Annotated in this window: 13 protein-coding genes and 1 pseudogene; 4 read left to right on the forward strand and 10 right to left on the reverse strand. The window is 55.4% G+C overall.

Translation table 11 applies throughout. The features are described 5' to 3' along the window. Nucleotides 1-212: 212 nt before the first annotated feature. On the forward strand, nucleotides 213-1,334 hold the full coding sequence (gene anmK / locus Q7C21_RS06920) for an anhydro-N-acetylmuramic acid kinase (RefSeq protein ID WP_375150541.1): 1,122 nt from the start codon (nucleotides 213-215) through the stop codon (nucleotides 1,332-1,334). Between the two features lie 47 nt (nucleotides 1,335-1,381). Here the strand turns inward: anmK and Q7C21_RS06925 are convergent, their stop codons facing one another. From Q7C21_RS06925 to Q7C21_RS06935, 3 genes are all read right to left on the reverse strand, one after another. Further along, complete coding sequence (locus tag Q7C21_RS06925; RefSeq protein ID WP_003850264.1) at nucleotides 1,382-1,615, reverse strand: DUF4060 family protein; 234 nt, start codon at nucleotides 1,613-1,615, stop codon at nucleotides 1,382-1,384. A gap of 228 nt (nucleotides 1,616-1,843) precedes the next feature. Further along, nucleotides 1,844-3,055, reverse strand: a complete 1,212-nt coding sequence (locus tag Q7C21_RS06930) for a diguanylate phosphodiesterase (RefSeq protein WP_003850263.1) — start codon at nucleotides 3,053-3,055, stop codon at nucleotides 1,844-1,846. A gap of 98 nt (nucleotides 3,056-3,153) precedes the next feature. Further along, nucleotides 3,154-3,678 carry a GNAT family N-acetyltransferase gene (locus tag Q7C21_RS06935; RefSeq protein ID WP_003850262.1) on the reverse strand — a complete coding sequence of 175 codons (525 nt, stop codon included), beginning with the start codon at nucleotides 3,676-3,678 and terminating at the stop codon, nucleotides 3,154-3,156. Between the two features lie 288 nt (nucleotides 3,679-3,966). Between Q7C21_RS06935 and Q7C21_RS06940 the strand changes: the two genes are divergently transcribed. Then, nucleotides 3,967-4,200, forward strand: coding sequence for a hypothetical protein (locus Q7C21_RS06940; protein WP_003850261.1), 234 nt, complete (start codon nucleotides 3,967-3,969; stop codon nucleotides 4,198-4,200). Between the two features lie 154 nt (nucleotides 4,201-4,354). Here the strand turns inward: Q7C21_RS06940 and Q7C21_RS06945 are convergent. After that, a pseudogene (locus Q7C21_RS06945) lies at nucleotides 4,355-5,503 on the reverse strand (sugar MFS transporter). Then, nucleotides 5,500-6,042, reverse strand: a complete 543-nt coding sequence (locus Q7C21_RS06950; RefSeq protein ID WP_003850258.1) for a TetR/AcrR family transcriptional regulator — start codon at nucleotides 6,040-6,042, stop codon at nucleotides 5,500-5,502. Before Q7C21_RS06950 ends, Q7C21_RS06945 begins: the two are co-directional and overlap by 4 nt. Nucleotides 6,043-6,585: 543 nt before the next feature. Between Q7C21_RS06950 and Q7C21_RS06955 the strand changes: the two genes are divergently transcribed. After that, nucleotides 6,586-6,861 (forward strand): hypothetical protein, encoded by a 276-nt coding sequence (locus tag Q7C21_RS06955; protein WP_375150542.1) that lies wholly within the window; start codon nucleotides 6,586-6,588, stop codon nucleotides 6,859-6,861. Nucleotides 6,862-6,961: 100 nt separating this feature from the next. On the opposite strand, the gene Q7C21_RS06960 is transcribed toward Q7C21_RS06955, so the two are convergent. The 4 genes from Q7C21_RS06960 to treZ form a co-directional block, all read right to left on the reverse strand. Then, the gene (locus tag Q7C21_RS06960; RefSeq protein ID WP_003850255.1) at nucleotides 6,962-7,726 is read right to left on the reverse strand and encodes an SDR family NAD(P)-dependent oxidoreductase; all 765 of its coding nucleotides are present in this window, start codon (nucleotides 7,724-7,726) and stop codon (nucleotides 6,962-6,964) included. Nucleotides 7,727-7,853: 127 nt separating this feature from the next. Then, nucleotides 7,854-9,929 carry a glycogen debranching protein GlgX gene (gene glgX / locus Q7C21_RS06965; RefSeq protein ID WP_003850253.1) on the reverse strand — a complete coding sequence of 692 codons (2,076 nt, stop codon included), beginning with the start codon at nucleotides 9,927-9,929 and terminating at the stop codon, nucleotides 7,854-7,856. Between the two features lie 56 nt (nucleotides 9,930-9,985). Continuing rightward, complete coding sequence (gene treY / locus Q7C21_RS06970) at nucleotides 9,986-12,514, reverse strand: malto-oligosyltrehalose synthase (protein WP_375150543.1); 2,529 nt, start codon at nucleotides 12,512-12,514, stop codon at nucleotides 9,986-9,988. Further along, entirely contained in the window at nucleotides 12,511-14,295 is a 1,785-nt protein-coding gene (gene treZ / locus Q7C21_RS06975) for a malto-oligosyltrehalose trehalohydrolase (RefSeq protein ID WP_375150544.1), read from the reverse strand. The genes treY and treZ overlap by 4 nt, the downstream gene beginning before the upstream one ends. A gap of 426 nt (nucleotides 14,296-14,721) precedes the next feature. On the opposite strand from treZ, the gene Q7C21_RS06980 reads away from it, so the two are divergent. Continuing rightward, on the forward strand, nucleotides 14,722-15,015 hold the full coding sequence (locus Q7C21_RS06980; RefSeq protein ID WP_375150545.1) for a hypothetical protein: 294 nt from the start codon (nucleotides 14,722-14,724) through the stop codon (nucleotides 15,013-15,015). A 55-nt stretch (nucleotides 15,016-15,070) separates the two neighbouring features. Here Q7C21_RS06980 and Q7C21_RS06985 read toward each other — a convergent pair whose 3' ends face one another. After that, nucleotides 15,071-16,327 (reverse strand): mechanosensitive ion channel family protein, encoded by a 1,257-nt coding sequence (locus Q7C21_RS06985; RefSeq protein WP_003850244.1) that lies wholly within the window; start codon nucleotides 16,325-16,327, stop codon nucleotides 15,071-15,073. Nucleotides 16,328-16,354: the final 27 nt, after the last annotated feature.

Raw genomic sequence — 16,354 nt, forward strand, 5'->3', positions numbered from 1 at the left:
TGGCAAATTAATCCCTGTCCGAATAAAACACGGTTGAACGAAGCATAGACTATGCAGGATTAACAATAATTCAATCGTGGTCTAAAAATAGTCCCATAACGTTATCAGTGAGCACGATTGGATAAAAACAATTTAATCATAGAATTAGCGATCATTATTTGTCAGGCTAGCCGCAGACGAATTGCACTTCCTGCCGGAAGTAAGGAATAGCTATGAAATCAAGACGCTATATCGGTGTGATGTCAGGCACCAGCCTGGATGGGGTGGATGTGGTGCTGGCTGCCATTGATGAAAATATGGTGGCACAGCAGGCAAGCTACTGCCATCCGATGCCAGCCGCGCTGCGTCAGGCGATTCTGGGAGTGTGTCAGGGGCAAACTCTGACGCTGTCGCAGCTTGGCCAGCTTGATACCCGCCTCGGCCAGCTCTTTGCTGAAGCCGTGGTGACATTGATGAAGCGTGAAGCGCTGGAGGCCAGTGACATCACGGCGATTGGCTGTCATGGTCAGACCGTCTGGCATGAGCCCCAGAGTGACGCACCTAATACGCTGCAGATAGGTGACAATAATCAGATTGTCGCGGCGACCGGCGTGACGGTGGTGGGTGACTTCCGCCGCCGTGACATGGCGCTGGGTGGGCAGGGTGCGCCGCTGGTGCCTGCCTTTCATCAGGCGCTGCTGATGGATGCCACTGAACGCCGCATGGTGCTGAATATTGGTGGCATTGCCAATCTCTCGCTGCTCATCCCGGGTCAGCCAGTGCGCGGCTTTGATACCGGCCCTGGGAATATGCTGCTGGATGCCTGGATCTGGCGCAATCAGGGGCAGCCGTATGACAAAGATGCACAGTGGGCGCGCAGCGGAACCGTGATTCAGCCACTGCTGGAGGCGCTGTTGCGTGAGCCATGGTTTGCGTTGCCGCCGCCGAAAAGCACCGGGCGCGAACACTTCAATCTTGGCTGGCTTGAACAGCATCTGCGCTATTTCCCGGGGCTGGCCCCACAGGATGTGCAGGCCACACTGGTTGAGCTGAGCGCCATCACTATCACGCAGCAGGTGTTACTCAATGATGGCTGCGACCGTCTGCTGGTGTGTGGCGGCGGGAGTCGTAATCCCCAGCTGATGGCGCGCCTGGCGGCGCATCTTCCTGGAACGGAAGTCACCCCTACTGATGCGGCGGGAATCAGTGGCGATGACATGGAAGCGCTGGCATTTGCGTGGCTGGCGTTTCGCACACTCTCCGGCCTGCCGGGCAATCTGCCTGCGGTAACGGGCGCACGGGAAAAGAGTGTGATTGGCGCAATCTATCCGGCCAATTCTCTCTATCGCCGTTAAGCGGGGATGGCGGGGGCACTTTGCCCCCGCGCTATGACAAGCGGCCGTCAGGCGGCGCCGGAGAGGTGCGTCAGATTGCGGACTCCGGTAATGACCGTAGCAACCATGGTTTCGCGTCGGGTAATCACCTCAACCTGGTAAAACCGGCTGCGGTAGGCGATAGAATAGATAATGGGATGGTACTTATTACCTTCTCCGTAGCGTGAGTAGTGCGCTTCAAGCGCACGGGTCGCTGCCAGGATATGGGAGGGCTCTTTATCACCGCGGATGATTTGCTTCATTCAGTTCCTCAAATGCTGTCCCTGGAGTCACGTCGCACGCATGGCGCGTAGCGCTGGCCTAAACACTGAACATCTGACTGCTAAACATTTAATCACTGACTGGGTAAGGTCTGACTGTGACGCGGGAAGATGACAGAAAGATGATCCCCCGGCGCTGTTAATTATTTAGCAGCCGCCGGGAAATCCAGCAAGGCAGGGGATTGAAAATTCATCCAAATCGCAGTGGAATTAAACCAGCTCGGGCCAGGCGACGGCTGCAAGGCCATTAAGTTGCGGTTGTGAGAACAGGAAACCCTGGAACTGAGTCACGCCTGCCGCTTCAAGCCACATCCACTCTTCTGGCTTTTCAATGCCCTCGGCGATAACGCCGATCTCCAGCGAGGAGCAGCATTTCAGAATGGCATGAATGATCGCCTGCTTGGGCCCGCTTTTATGCACATCCGAAATGATGGCACGATCAATCTTAATCTTGTCGGGCTGAATGCGGGTCAGCAGCGAAAGCCCGGCAAAGCCGGCACCAAAATCATCCAGCGCCAGGCTGATGCCGGCGGCTTTCAGCTGCCTGATAGCGGCTTCAAATGCCTCAGGTTGCGAGATGATTTCATTCTCGGTGAATTCCACCATAATCTGCTCCGGTACCAGCCCCTGGGCAGCAATCTCAGCCAGCAAAAACGGCACCGCGTCGGGCATTTCCACCAGAGTCATCGGCAGCAGATTGATCGACAAGGTCATCCCCTCGATCCCCAACTGCTTTGCCTGGGCAAACGCGACCTTTTTAGAGGTCAGATCAACCTGATAGAGCTGCTCCCGAGACAATCGGGAAAAATAGGCCAGCGGGGATTCACCCTGTGGGCCACGCAGCAGGGCCTCCAGCGAGACAATTTCGCAGGCAAAAGGATCGACGATAGGCTGAAAAGCAAAGCTGACGGCATTCTCAGCCAACAGTGCCGCGTCGCCTTCGCGCTGTTCTGATTCGTTACGGATAAACGTCCAGCCGCTGGCGGCTGGAATTTCAAAATAGTTCTCTTTTTCCCGCGCTTCGACAAAAGTTCGCAGGAACTGCAGGGCACGATCAGCGTAGGTCAGCTGATATTTCGTGGTGCATTTTGCCAGCACCGCTTCCAGCACCGTCTCTTTATCATGCAGCCGCAGATCGAACAGCTCCATTCCGACGTGACCAAAACGACGCGCTGGGGCGTAGTCACGCAGCAGTTCGACCAGATTATGATGGCGCGGGTCCTGGCAAATCCGGCTGTAGACCGCCTTAACCGCCGCCTCTGGACCTTCGAGCAGTTGGAAAAAGTGCGTGCCATTGAACAGCAAAATTCCGGTGACATTGGATGATTTATTGATTTTATTCGCTTTTAACGCCAGATCATTCAGGGTTTTCAGCGGCACATTCTCTGTAATGTGGCTGCGATAAATGATTGTCGACAACATAAAGTTTTCCGGAATTTTTAATTTTTGTTAACACACTTTACCAGAAGGTTCTCTACGGGAGAACGTGGGGCCGTGTGCCTTTCTCGCCAGCGCAATATTTAGTCTTTACTCGGTAACGCTGAATCGCCCAGTCCCAGAGTACGCTGCATAAAAACGGTATCCAGCCAGCGGCCCTGTTTAAAACCCACCGATCGCAGAATGCCGGTCATTTCAAAGCCCGCGGCGCGATGCAGGGCAATCGAACCCTGATTCTCGCTGTCACCAATGTTAGCGATCAACTGGCGATATCCTGCCTGCTCAGCCCACCTGATGGCATGTGCTAACAGATGTGAACCGGCTCCACGCTTTTGAAATCCGGGATCGATATAAATAGAGTCTTCCAGCGTATGCCTGTAGGCATGCCGTGGACGATAGGGGGCCAGATAGCAAAATCCACGGACGTCACCTTCACTGACAGCGACGAACCACGGCAGGCCCGCCTGCTGAACTTTACCTATCCGCTCGCCAATCGCGTCAGCGTCGGGCGGCACGGTCTCAAAGGAGCCGGTTCCGTTAATGACATGCCAGGCGTAGATTTGCTGAATCGCTGTGATGTGGCGCTCATCAGCCTCAAAAATTTCCATTATCTGGTTTTACCCCAAAAATCTGCACCTGGTGAAAAAACAACGGTATAGCGAGAGGTAAGAGGTCGCAATATAAATATTTCGCCTTTCAATGATTTTTTATAGCGCCGTTCTCCAGGAAAAGTCCTGGCAGGTATAGTTAAATAAAACAGGTGGATTTAGTGCCACGACTCAATGGCGGTTAAGCCTATTCTGAAAACGGTGTTCGTCAGATGATCCGGGCCAGAGTTAACGTTATTATCTTTGCAATCAGGGCAGGGGCGATTATTTATCTGGAGGCGTGGCGTGATGCGATTTGTGGATTTTCTGAACAGTAAGCAGGGGCTGCATGCAGCCAGAAATCACTGCTTTGAATTAAATGGCGTGGTGCTGGGCCATTTCACGGCGCTATTTCTGCACGACAATCAGATTATTTTCACTAAAGACGGTAAGCAGTGCGCTGTGCCTTATTACCTGGGTCCTGAAGACGATTTACTCCAGCAGCAAATTAATCCTCGCATTAAAAATATCCGCGCTATCTGATTCGCGCGGGTGATTGTTATCACGCGATAGAGTCCGCCACGTAAAATTATTACGCCTCATTCTCCGGATACCTATTTTCGGGCTGTCTGGCATGGCACGTTAGCGACTATTAATTACGTTTGCCGGCGATTTTATTTCTTTCATCTCCGCCTGTTTATTTAACCGCCTCACCGCTGTTCTCTGCCGGTAAAACAAACAGCAACAGCAGAGCAACGATCGCAAAGAGCGTTAAGGCCGTAGTGGCACCCCAGCAGGCGTAGAGCTGGCCAAACAGCAGCGATCCCACAACCTGACCTACCGCCAGCATAAAAAACAGGATGCCGACGCCAGTCGCCGGGTCTTCGGCGGTGGCGCGAGCGCCCCAGACCAACAGCACGCCCGACAGGGTAACGTAACCTGCGCCGCAACAGGCAACCGCGATACCTAAGCCGATAGATTCACCATGACTCAGGGCCAGCACCAGCAGCGGCAGTGCCATACCACACAATGACAGCCGGTAAACGCCATTTAGCCCTATACGGGCAGCGACCAGGCCGGTTGCCGCACCCACAATGCCTGCACTTCCCGCAATCAGCCAGAGTAAGCGGGCGGTATCTGCATCAACACCAACATGCTGACGCAGAAGCGCCGACCCAAAGCTCCATCAGGCTGCACTGACCAGGCCCGACGTCAGCGCGATACCCATCAGCTGACGCATAGCGCGGCGATACAATCGCTGCTGCCAGTGACGCACTCTGGAGGTACGTTCCGCCGCTTGATCCTTTAACACGCGTATTACCGGCAGCACACAGAACAGTGATAGCAGGGCAAACAGCAGGCAGGCCGCGCGCCAGCCGCCTGGCAGCATGCTCAGGATCACTACCGTCAGGATAATGCCCGCGCTGGTACCTGTATTAATCAGCGTATTTATGCGCGGCTGACGTGCTGCAGGAATTCTGTGACTGACTGCCGCGGCCAGTGCGGGTGAAGCCAGACCAGAACTCAATCCGGCGATAAACAGTCCGGCCGCCAGCATCAGTACTGACGAGGCACTGGCGAGCAGAAGCAGACCTGCCGTTGCACTGAGTGAGGCCAGCAGCGCGGTCACGCGTGTGCCATAGCGATCTGTCAGCGCGGCTGAAGTGAGAATAGTGAAGCAGTAAGCCGCAAAGCTGCATGCCGACAGCAGCCCCGCCTGCTGTGGGGTAAACGGGATATCTGACGAGATAGCGGGCAGCATCAATCCCCATGAGAAGCGGGCCATGCCATAAGTCGCGGCGATCAGACTGAAGCCGGTGAGTGCCAGGGCGGTAGACGATCTCATCCGGTCACGCCGTTTTGACGCAGTAGCTGACGGGCGACCTGAGCCGCCTGTCGGGCTGCGGCGGGACCGGTGAGCAGCGCCGTAGTAATCGCGCCTTCGAAGAGTATCCAGATGGCATCACTCAGTTGCCGATCTTCAGCACCGTACAGATGCGTCACACACTGTGTTATGTAGTGGCGCATTGTGGCACGGAAGGCCAGTGCCTGAGCGGCCAGCTCACTGTCACGCTCAGCGTATTCCCCCCAGGCTTTCAGGAAGAAGCAGCCGTGGGCACCGTTCGCCCTGGTCCAGTCGCCCAGCACCACAAACAGCTGCTCTATCGCCTCTGGCTGTTGCGGTGGCAGCAGTTCAGCCATAAAACGCTGCTCGCGCGCACTCAGCACGGCAGAGGTCAGTGCTTCGCGTGAAGCGAAATGATGATAAAACGTACGCGTAGAGACGCCGGCTTCCCGACAGAGTTGATCGGTGCTGGTGGCGTGAAAGCCATGTGTGTAGAAGAGCCGCTCGGCAGCCTGAATGATATCGTTTCTCTTTTTCATGACTCAAAAGTAAACCGATCGTTTTACTTTTTCAAGCCCATTCCTATTCTTTGCACACGGCGGTATTGATAAATCCCCGACGGCGGGCACACTGGCGCTTCGCTTAAAGGGGCGCTGGAGGCTGCTTTTTTTTCTTTTTCAGTCTCTGTTTATCAATACTCATACTTACCCCGGCGGGGGTTAATTTTGTTAGTTGTGACTCTAATCATAACGGAGGGTACTTACAGGGAATGCTTGCCGGTTTAATCATTAGACTGTTGTTTTTAATGCATTATTTTAAGTTTTGCTGATTTATTGATGCATTAGCATTACAAATACAATCGGGGGTGTAAAACGGGTGGGAATGTTTCAGTGCGTCGAATGCCTGAAGCGATTTAAACGGCAAAAAAGGGTATATTCTCAAAGTCAGTTTGAGTTACGCAATAAAGTGGTTTTAGGGATAATTCTCAGTTAGTTTAGTAACACTTCAGATTACAACAAAAACCTCTTGCGAATTTTGGTTCGTTTTTTAAGATACATACAGCAACTATCAGGATGACTACCATGCTTAAAGCCAGCTATTATTATCTGTGCCCGCGCCCCATGGGTGGATGGATTTTACACAAAGAAGGTTGCGTTAATCTGTCAAAGAACGACAAACGCATTTTTATTGGTTCACTTTATACCCGCCAGCAGGCGCTGGCCGTGGCAAAAGTTCATCACACAAATGCTATGCTCTGTAATGCCTGCCTTAGCACGTTTATTTGCCCGACCAGTAGCAGTACGGCAATTAAAACGGCGCGTGCGGCAACGCCAACCCGTCATACGCCAAGACATTAATGTTTTCACATTAATTTGCTGTATAAAAAAGAGAATAAAGCGAATTAATCAGGACAGGTGCTCAGAATATACAGGCAGCGTAATAACGCTGCCCTGATATTTATGCCTGCTTAGGCTGACCATTTGATGCGGTAATTCCGCCATCGACCGGCAAATTAACACCTGTAATATAACTGGCTTCTTCGCTGGCAATAAACAGAATGGCATGGGCGATATCATCGGCTTTCCCGGCGCGCTGCAGCGGAATACGATCGTAAAAGCGCTCCATCAACTCCTGGTCCTGACTGGCATCTTCAGTCAGATCGGTTAAGGTAAAGCCAGGACAGATTGCATTGACCCTTACGCCATCTGCGCCGTAGTCCATAGCCAGCGCACGGGTGAAGTTGGTAATCGCCCCTTTGGCTGCATTATAAATGCTCATGCCCCAGTCGCCGCCTAAGCCGGAAACGGAAGAGATGTTGACCACGTTGCCTTTGCTTTTTAGCAGGGCAGGCATGAAATAGTGCACACCATGGAAAACGCCATCAAGGTCGGTTTTCATCAGGGTTTTCCATGCGTCGAGTCCGACTTCATGAACGCGGCCCTGCACGATAACACCTGCATTATTCACCAGCACGTCAACACGGCCATATTTCTTCAGCACGGTTTCTGACAACTGCTTAACCTGTTCGGCTTCTGAGACGTCGCATGCTGCCACCAGGTGGTCGCCCGGTGTCATCCCAGCCAGCGTCTCTTCCAGTTTCTGTGCGGTACGTCCCACCAGCACCACTGATGCCCCTTCTTCAGCGAAGCGCTTCGCGCTGGCTTCGCCAATGCCGGACCCGGCACCTGTCACAACCACAACTTTCTGCGTAAATCTGGACATCATGCCTCCTTATCAGCATCAATTCTTACTATTAACAACCGGTTAAGCCTGGCACCCATTGGCAGAAACACAAGCGCAGCGCGAAATGCGCTGCGCCAGATGACGGCTTTTTAACCGGAGTTAACGGCTAGGGACGTCTGAAAAGGGCGAAACTGCGTCCTTCCAGTTCGAAATCCTTCTCTTTGGTGATCACCAGACCGCGCTTCGCGGTGTCGCTGGTGGTCAGCTCCAGCACCCAGCCACCTTCACCGAACTGCGGAATGCGGAACGGCACATTGCCTTCAAACGGGTTAAGCAGCATCAGTACGTCATGCCAGATGCCTTCCTCGGTCTGCAGATCCGGCCGGCCGATATAAACCCCCAGCGTTGAGCCTTCATCCCACTGCTCAGACTGCTGGAAGCCGCCACCGGCGTTGAACCATTTGATATCCATACCGTCGCGCCAGTTTTCGCGGCGCAGCAACGGCTGTTGAGCACGCAGCGTCAGGATCTGACGAGTGAACTCGCGCAGTGCCTCAGCAGACTCGGGCAGGTTATCCCAGTGTACCCAGGAGATTTCGCTGTCCTGACAGTAGCCGTTGTTGTTGCCCATCTGGCTGCGGCCAAATTCGTCGCCTGCCAGCAGCATCGGCGTGCCGTGAGAGAAGATCAGCGTTGCAAGGAAGTTACGTTTCTGACGCTCACGCACCGCGTTAATGCCTTCGTCATCGGTCGGGCCTTCAACGCCGTAGTTGTATGAGCGGTTGTCGTTGTGACCGTCGTTATTATCTTCGCCATTCTCATCGTTATGTTTGTCGTTGTACGACACCAGATCGTTGAGGGTGAAGCCATCGTGTGCGGTAATGAAATTGACGCTGGCCCACGGACGACGGCCGTGCTGATCGTAAAGGTCGCCAGATCCCAGCAGGCGGGCGGCAAAGTCGGTAGAGACGTTGTTGCCTTTCCAGTAATCACGCACGGTATCGCGGTACTGATCGTTCCATTCTGCCCAGCCAGGCGGGAAGCTGCCCACCTGGTAGCCGCCCGGACCGATATCCCAGGGTTCGCCAATCAGCTTTTTCTGCGACAGGATTGGGTCCTGCATGATGGCATCGAAGAAGCCGCCGCGCGGGTCGAATCCATCGGGCTCACGACCGAGAATGGTGCCGAGGTCAAAACGGAAACCGTCGATATGCATCGACTCTGACCAGTAACGCAGGGAGTCGAGCACCATCTGCAGCACGCGCGGATGTGAGGTGTTGACGGTATTGCCGGTGCCGGTGTCGTTGATGTAGTAACGATGCTGGTCTGGCATCGTACGGTAATAGGAGAAGTTATCGATGCCCTTAAACGACAGCGTCGGGCCCAGCTCATTGCCCTCGGCGGTGTGGTTGTAGACCACGTCGAGGATCACTTCGATACCGGCATCATGGAAGGCGCGCACCATGTCACGGAAGCCCTGAATGCCGCGCGGCCCGAAATAGCGGGTCGCGGGCGCAAAGAAGCCCAGCGTGTTGTAACCCCAGAAGTTTTTCAGCCCTTTATCCAGCAGATGCTGATCATCCGGGAACCAGTGCACTGGCAGCAGTTCAACCGAGGTAATGCCCAGGCTTTTAATGTAGTTGACGGTCGATTTATGGCTCATGCCGTCAAAGGTGCCGCGCATCTCCGGTGGCAGTGCCGTGTTGAGCTGCGTGAAGCCTTTGACGTGGGTTTCATAGATGACGGTTTTCGGCCATGGCACGTTCGGGCGGTTTTGATCGTGCCAGTCGAATTCATTAGGATCGATAACCCGGCACTTTGGTGTAAACGGTGCGCTGTCGCGGGTGTCGAACGTCAGATCTTTATCGTCGTGGTAGAGATCGTACGCGAAGTGTGCCTCGTTCCAGGCGATATCACCTGCCAGTTCACGCGCGTACGGGTCGAGCAGTAACTTGTTCGGGTTAAAGCGATGACCATTTTCCGGATCATAAGGGCCATAGACGCGATAGCCATAGAGCGCGCCGGGTTTCAGCCCCGGAATGTAGCCGTGCCACACTTCATGGGTATATTCCGGCAGTTCCAGACGGGCAATTTCCGTTTTGCCGCTGGGATCGTACAGACAGAGTTCAACCCGCTCGGCGTGGGCGCTGAACAGGGCGAAGTTCACGCCCTGACCATCAAAGTTGGCCCCCAGTAAATGGCTGTAACCCGCCGTAATTTCAAAACGCTGACTGTTTGACATTTATGCCTCGTTATTCAATGAACAGATTGACGCGTATAAAACATTAATGCCGGTTTTCATTTTGCGACCAGCACAGCGCACCACTGTGCCGCCAGCGCTGTAAGCGGCAACTGGTCGCCTGCATCAAGCGTTTTACCGCTCAGGACATCCTGATACTCACGCTGGCCCAGTGCTGCAGGCAGGGCGATAACCGTATCAGCCCAGCGCGCGGCGGGTGGCTGATCGAGATTCTCTGGCAGCGCGTTAAACACCCGGCGTGACACAATCACAATCACCGCCTGATCCTGAAGCGTGCGGGCAAAAGCCAGCACCTTATCCTGCTGCTCGCCCTCCGCCGACAGCGCCAGATAGTCGCCGCGACGGAACAGCTCAGGCTGCTGCTGACGCAACGCCAGCAGCTTCACAATTGCCTGCTGATTGACCTGACCATGCAGCCAGTGCGCTTCGCTGCCGTCGTGCTGTGGCGCCGTAAGCATCGCCGCCAGGGCATCGAAATCAGGCTCGCGGCGGTTATCGGGATCGACCAGGCTGAAGTCCAGCGCCTCGCTGCCCTGGTAAATATCGGGTACGCCAGGTGCGGTAAGTTTCACCACGGTCTGGGTCAGACTGTTAACCAGTCCGGCACGCATAAAGGGTTGCAGCGACTGGCAGAAGTCATTGAGGAATGCGCTGTTAGCGGGCGCGAGCAGGTGACGGGCATAACCCAGCACCGCCTCTTCATAGGCGTCGTTGTTGTCGGCCCAGTCGGTGCGGAGTTTGGCTTCACGCAGCGCTTTCTCCACATAGACCACAAAGCGGGCTTCCAGCGCCGCCAGGCCGTCGGCATCCTGCGGCTGAAGCGTCGTGGGCCAGACCCCGGCCAGTGCTTCATACAGCATCCACTCGACGGCCGGCTCCGGTGCCGGACCATCTTTCAGCCGAACGACATGGTCCTGATTCATCTCCCGCCAGCGGCTGACGCACTCCGCCCAGCGCTGCGGCGCTTCGGTCAGCGTATAGAGACGCGCACGGGCATCTTCACCGCGCTTGGTATCGTGCGTTGAGGTGCCTGACAGCGCATCGGGCTGATGTTCGCGCCGCGCCTGCATCTCGGCATGAAACTGATCCAGCGAGAAGTGACGTGCCAGCGGTTCAGCGCCGACTTCATTCAGCGCCAGCGCCATATGCTGACGGAAGAAGAGGGTGTCCTCGACTGATTTCGCCATCAACGGCCCGGTCAGCTGCTGGAAGCGGGTGCGGAACTGCGTGGCATCGTCGCGAGCAGCGTCGGCAACGTCAGCGCGCAGAATACGCGTCAGGAAGTCGAGCGCCTGGGTGTCTGGCGCGTGGTCGCTGGCTTTGACCTCGCTGACCACCTGTTGCAGCAGCGCGGTGTCGGCGGGTGTCAGGCCTTCTGGCGTGCCATAGGTGCGATAAACCGGAAAGGCAACCAGCAGTTCCCGCAGCGCATTTTTCAGTTCCGCCTCCGGCTGTGGTTTGCCGTCTGCATCGGCAATCTTCAGTGCCAGTTGTTGTAACCGGTTAAATTCACCGGCGAAATTGCGGTTCGCCATCAGTAGTTTGGCGGCACGCAGCTCTGCTTTCATGTCAACGGTTTTGCCGATAACGGCCTGATACGCCTTGCGCAGGCCGCTCAGGCGGTCGCTGTCGACCAGCAGATTGGCGAGAGCAGCCATAAACTCATACCCGGTGGTGCCGGAAACCGGCCACTCGTCAGGCAGCTGTTCATTGTCGCCGAGGATTTTCTCCACGGTAAGATAGCAGTCGGGACCGGCAGCCTGGCGTAACTGCTCCAGATAGCCGCGCGGGTCGGCCAGACCATCCACGTGGTCAACGCGCAATCCCTGCACCGCGCCGCTGTGGACCAGTTCGAGGATCAGCTGATGTGCGGCATCAAAGACCGTTTTATCTTCCACACGCACGCCCACCAGACCGGTCACTTCGAAGAAGCGACGGTAGGAGAGATTGTTGGGCGCATCGCGCCAGGAGATCAGTTGCCACGGCTGCTGGTCATGCAGTTCAGCAATCTGTGCGGCATCACGCAGGGCCAGTACGGCCTCTTCCCGATCCTGCCAGGTCTCCGGCTTCAGCGGATAGAAATTATCGAAGTAGGCCAGCGCCGGCTTGCCGGTTTGCGGATCCCGCTGCACGCTGATTTCACCTTTTTCCAGCACCGCCTCAAAAGTGTCACCGAGGAACGGCAGCGTCAGGCGGCGTGACCAGTCGATATCGAAATAATGGGCATAGCGACTCTGTTCGCCATGCTCAATAACGTCGCGCCACCAGGTGTTCTCCAGCGAGGCGGCCATATGGTTAGGGACGATATCGAGAATCAGCCCCAGACCGGCGGCTTTCAGTGCGCCAGCCATGCGATCAAAGCCTTCACGGCCGCCAATCGACGGCTCGATCTGGTTAACGTCGGTCACGTCATAGCCGTGAGTCGACTCTGCGGTCGCGCTGAAGATCGGCGACGCATAGAGATGGCTGATACCCAGCTGTTTCAGGTAGGGCACCAGCGCCGCCGCACGGTCAAAGGTCATGCCGTTGCGGAACTGAATGCGGTACGTTGCGGTTGGAATATTCATTCTGCTTCTCTCTTTTCCAGACGCACGACAATCGCGTTGGGAATCAGTTCGGTGGCGGTCTGCGGCCAGGCAAACAGGGTTTCGCCCGGTAAATCCGGGATCGGCTGCGTGCTGTCGCCGACGTTCAGCGCCAGTGACAGTGTGCCCAGCGGGAAGTCCCAGCGAACGGCCAGGAAACCTTCTGACGTTTTCACTATCTGACCGGCATCACCCCCGGCCGTCTGCAGCAGCGGCACAATATGTTCCTGACGCAGTGCCAGCAGATGACGCGTCAGCGCCAGCCACTGCTGACCTTCCGGCGTTTCTGTGCGCGGCCAGTTAAGCTTCGACTGTTCAAAGGTGGTGACATCATTGGGATCCGGCACCGTTTCACCGTGACCGGCATGGCCTTCAAACTCGCGGGCGCGACCTTCACGCACAGCTTTCGCCAGATCGCCGTGGAAATCGGTAAAGAACAGGAACGGCCGGGTTTCACCATACTCTTCACCCATAAACAGCAGCGGGATGTGCGGCGAGACCAGTAACATGGCCAGCAGCACCTGCGTCCGCTCTGCACCTGCCAGCGAGACCAGCCTTTCGCCCTGTGCACGGTTACCCGTCTGATCATGGTTCTGGATAAAGTCGACAAAGGCGACAGGTGGCTGACGGCTGCTTTTCACGCCGCGTGGCTCACCCGACTGCGGTGAAACCTCGCCCTGATAGACAAAGCCTTCGGCCAGCGCCCGCGCGACCCGCTGTTCCGGCTGGTCGGCGAAATCCTGGTAATAAGCGTGCGTTTCACCGGTTGCCAGCACATGCACGGCGTTATGGAAGTCATCGTTCCATTCGCCGGTGAACAGCGGCGCTTCTCCGTTTTCATCACGCGGATGCAGGAAGGTGACGTTACGGCAGTCTTCGGTAGTGAGATGAACAGGGCGGTCGGTAATGGTGGCGCGGATGCGCTCAGCAATCTCAATCAGCACATGTTTTTCGCTCGGATCATCAATCTGATCGATGGCGTCAAAGCGCAGGCCATCCAGATTGAACTCCTGCAGCCAGTAGAGCGGCGCTTCCACGATATAGCGGCGTACCGCATCCACGTCATAGGCGATACCCGCGCCCCACGGCGTCTGGCGCTCTTTGTGGAAGAAGTCTGGCGCCAGCAGCGGCAGATAGTTGCCCTCCGGGCCGAAGTGGTTCAGCACGATATCCAGCACAACAGACAGACCATGGCCGTGCGCCGCATCGATAAAGGCTTTGAAATCATCGGGCGAACCGTAGGCAGCATGGGGTGCATAGAGCAGCACGCCATCGTAGCCCCACCCGCGATTACCGCCAAACTGCGACACCGGCAGCACTTCAATCATGGTGATGCCGGTTTCAGCCAGCATCGGCAGTTTTTCAATTGCCGCCCGGAAGGTGCCTTCAGGCGTAAAGGTGCCGATGTGCAGTTCATACACTACCGACTCCTGCCACGGACGGCCCTTCCAGCCTGTGTTTTGCCACTGATACGCATCAGGATCGATCACCAGCGACGGGCCGTTAACCTCCGCTTTCTGAGCACGGGCGGCGGGATCGGGCACGGCCGTGCCATCCGCCAGCACAAAATCATATTCGGCATTTGCTGCCACACCCGCGACCTGGGTTTCAAACCAGCCATCTGCCTGCGGTGTCATTTCAATGTCTTTGCCGGAGAGCCGCAGCGTCACGCGTTGCTGACCGGTTGCCCAGAGGCGGAAACGCACCTCATCACTGGCAACCCGTTCAGCGCCCCAACTTTTAAAAAAAGATTTGGATTCCATTCAGTTGCCTCATTTAGCCTGGAAATACGCGATGGCGGCCACCGCGTGAAAAGGATGTCGATGACGTAAGCGTCAGAAATCATAAACCGTGCAGCGAGACCAGGATGCCAGGTGGGCTGGCGCGTCTCTTCAGCCAGAACGCAGGACTGATGTTCAGCGTTATGCGGCGGGAAGGGGGGAGTGAGACCGCTTCCACGCGGCATACAGAAAGTAATCATAGACTAAGATGTTGCAATCGCAGGGCGGCGAGGTGTCTGGTGGCATTAATTTGCGTTAATTACCCTGAATCGGCCTCTGCCTGGGGAAAGGAGACGGTGCAGGCGCAGAAAACCCTGCCGGATAGCGAGGATTCGCTATAAGCTTAAGCGCGATCGCGCAGGTCGTACTGGATGACCTGCGGCGCTGAACACTTCAAAAGGATGTTACGTGAGGAAATGCGTTCTGTTAGCCACGCTTTTACTGCTCGCCGCCTGTTCTAATCGGGTCGGACATCGGCTGGACAACAGTAATCTGCAGCAGATTCATGCCGGTCAGACCACCAAAGCTCAGTTGATTGCGCTGTTTGGTCAGCCTGACAGTGAAACGCCTTACCCGGACGGGCAGCGGCTGCTGAAATGGACCTACAGCGAGGCGCGCACCCTGAACACCACCGAGGGGCAGACGCTGACCGTGCAGATGAAAAATGACAAAGTGCTGAACTATGCGCTCAGCAAGAGCTAAGGCTTAGCTAAGTTTACTACGGCGGTGGCAGGAGATTGCCACCGCGCATCATCGGTTACTGTATGCCGCTCTGCTGCGCATCCCGGCTCTCGGGCCGTGGCTGAGCCAGTCGGGCGAAATCGGAACCTGCCGGATGCTGGTAGATTTGCAGTTCAAACACGCGGGCTATTGCATAGATATACTCAAAAATCGCCGCCTGGGTATTTTCATAATCCGCCCAGAAAATTGATGAGGTGAAGCAGTAGATCTCCACCGGCAGCCCATCCGGCGACGGCTTCAGCGGTCGTACCACGATATACATCTCTTTCATAATGTCATCGCGTTGGGCCAGCCAGGCAGACAGGTATTTGCGGAACACCATCAGATTGGTGATGCCGTTCTCCATAAACCAGCGTTCGCCGACGGCATTGATATCGCGTCCATCCAGCAGTTCAGTGATCGTTTCGCCTGCAAGGCGGATCTGGCTCATCGATTGCAGCATCTCCTGATTCACAAAGGTGATCGACTTCTGATCCAGATGAAAGCTGCGCATGATGCGGCGCGCACCCGACGAGAACATCGCCTGCCAGTTGGTGTAGGTTTCGGTCAGGAAGTTCTTGGTCGGAATACGTGAAATAGTGTTATCCCAGTTGCGGATGGTGATGGTATGCAGCGCAATGTCGATCACCTCACCGCTGATGTTTCTGTCCGGCATCTCAATCCAGTCGCCCAGTTGCAGGACATCGTTGGAGGAGAGCTGAATGTTCGCCACCAGCGACAGGAGCGTATGCTGGAAGATCAGCATCAACACCGCGGCAACCGCACCCAGCGAGGAGATAATAATGGCAGGTGACTTATTGGACATAATCGCCAGAATCATGATTGCGGCGATGATATGCACCAGGATTTTGCCAATCTGGATATAGCCCTTGATCGAGTGATTCTTGCGCTTGGATTTGCGCGTATAGGAGTTGTTAACAATCTCCAGCACTTCGTTGAAGAAGATCGACAGATAGACAAAAAACAGGATGCCGCAGATGGTCTGAATCGCCACTTTCAGGTTTTCAGGCAGGCCTGGCATAAATTGCAGAAAGTTGTAGACCACAATTACCGGCACAAAATTTGACAGCTTCTGAGAGAGGCGAATGTCCTTATCCAGTGGCACACCCTTTTTATGGCTGCTGAAAAAGACCTTCCTGATCACTTTGACGATGAAGAATTTGCAGATCAGGTGAGTGACCAGCCCGGCCACGATCAGCAGCAACAGGCTAAAGCTGATCGACAGCACTCTGTTTCCCTCTATAAAACTCATCAGACTCTGAATGTAATGCATGTTAACCACGTGCGAAAAAGTAAGGGG

Source organism: Pantoea sp. ANP04 (genome assembly GCF_041982285.1).
GTDB classification, from domain to species: domain Bacteria; phylum Pseudomonadota; class Gammaproteobacteria; order Enterobacterales; family Enterobacteriaceae; genus Pantoea; species Pantoea eucalypti.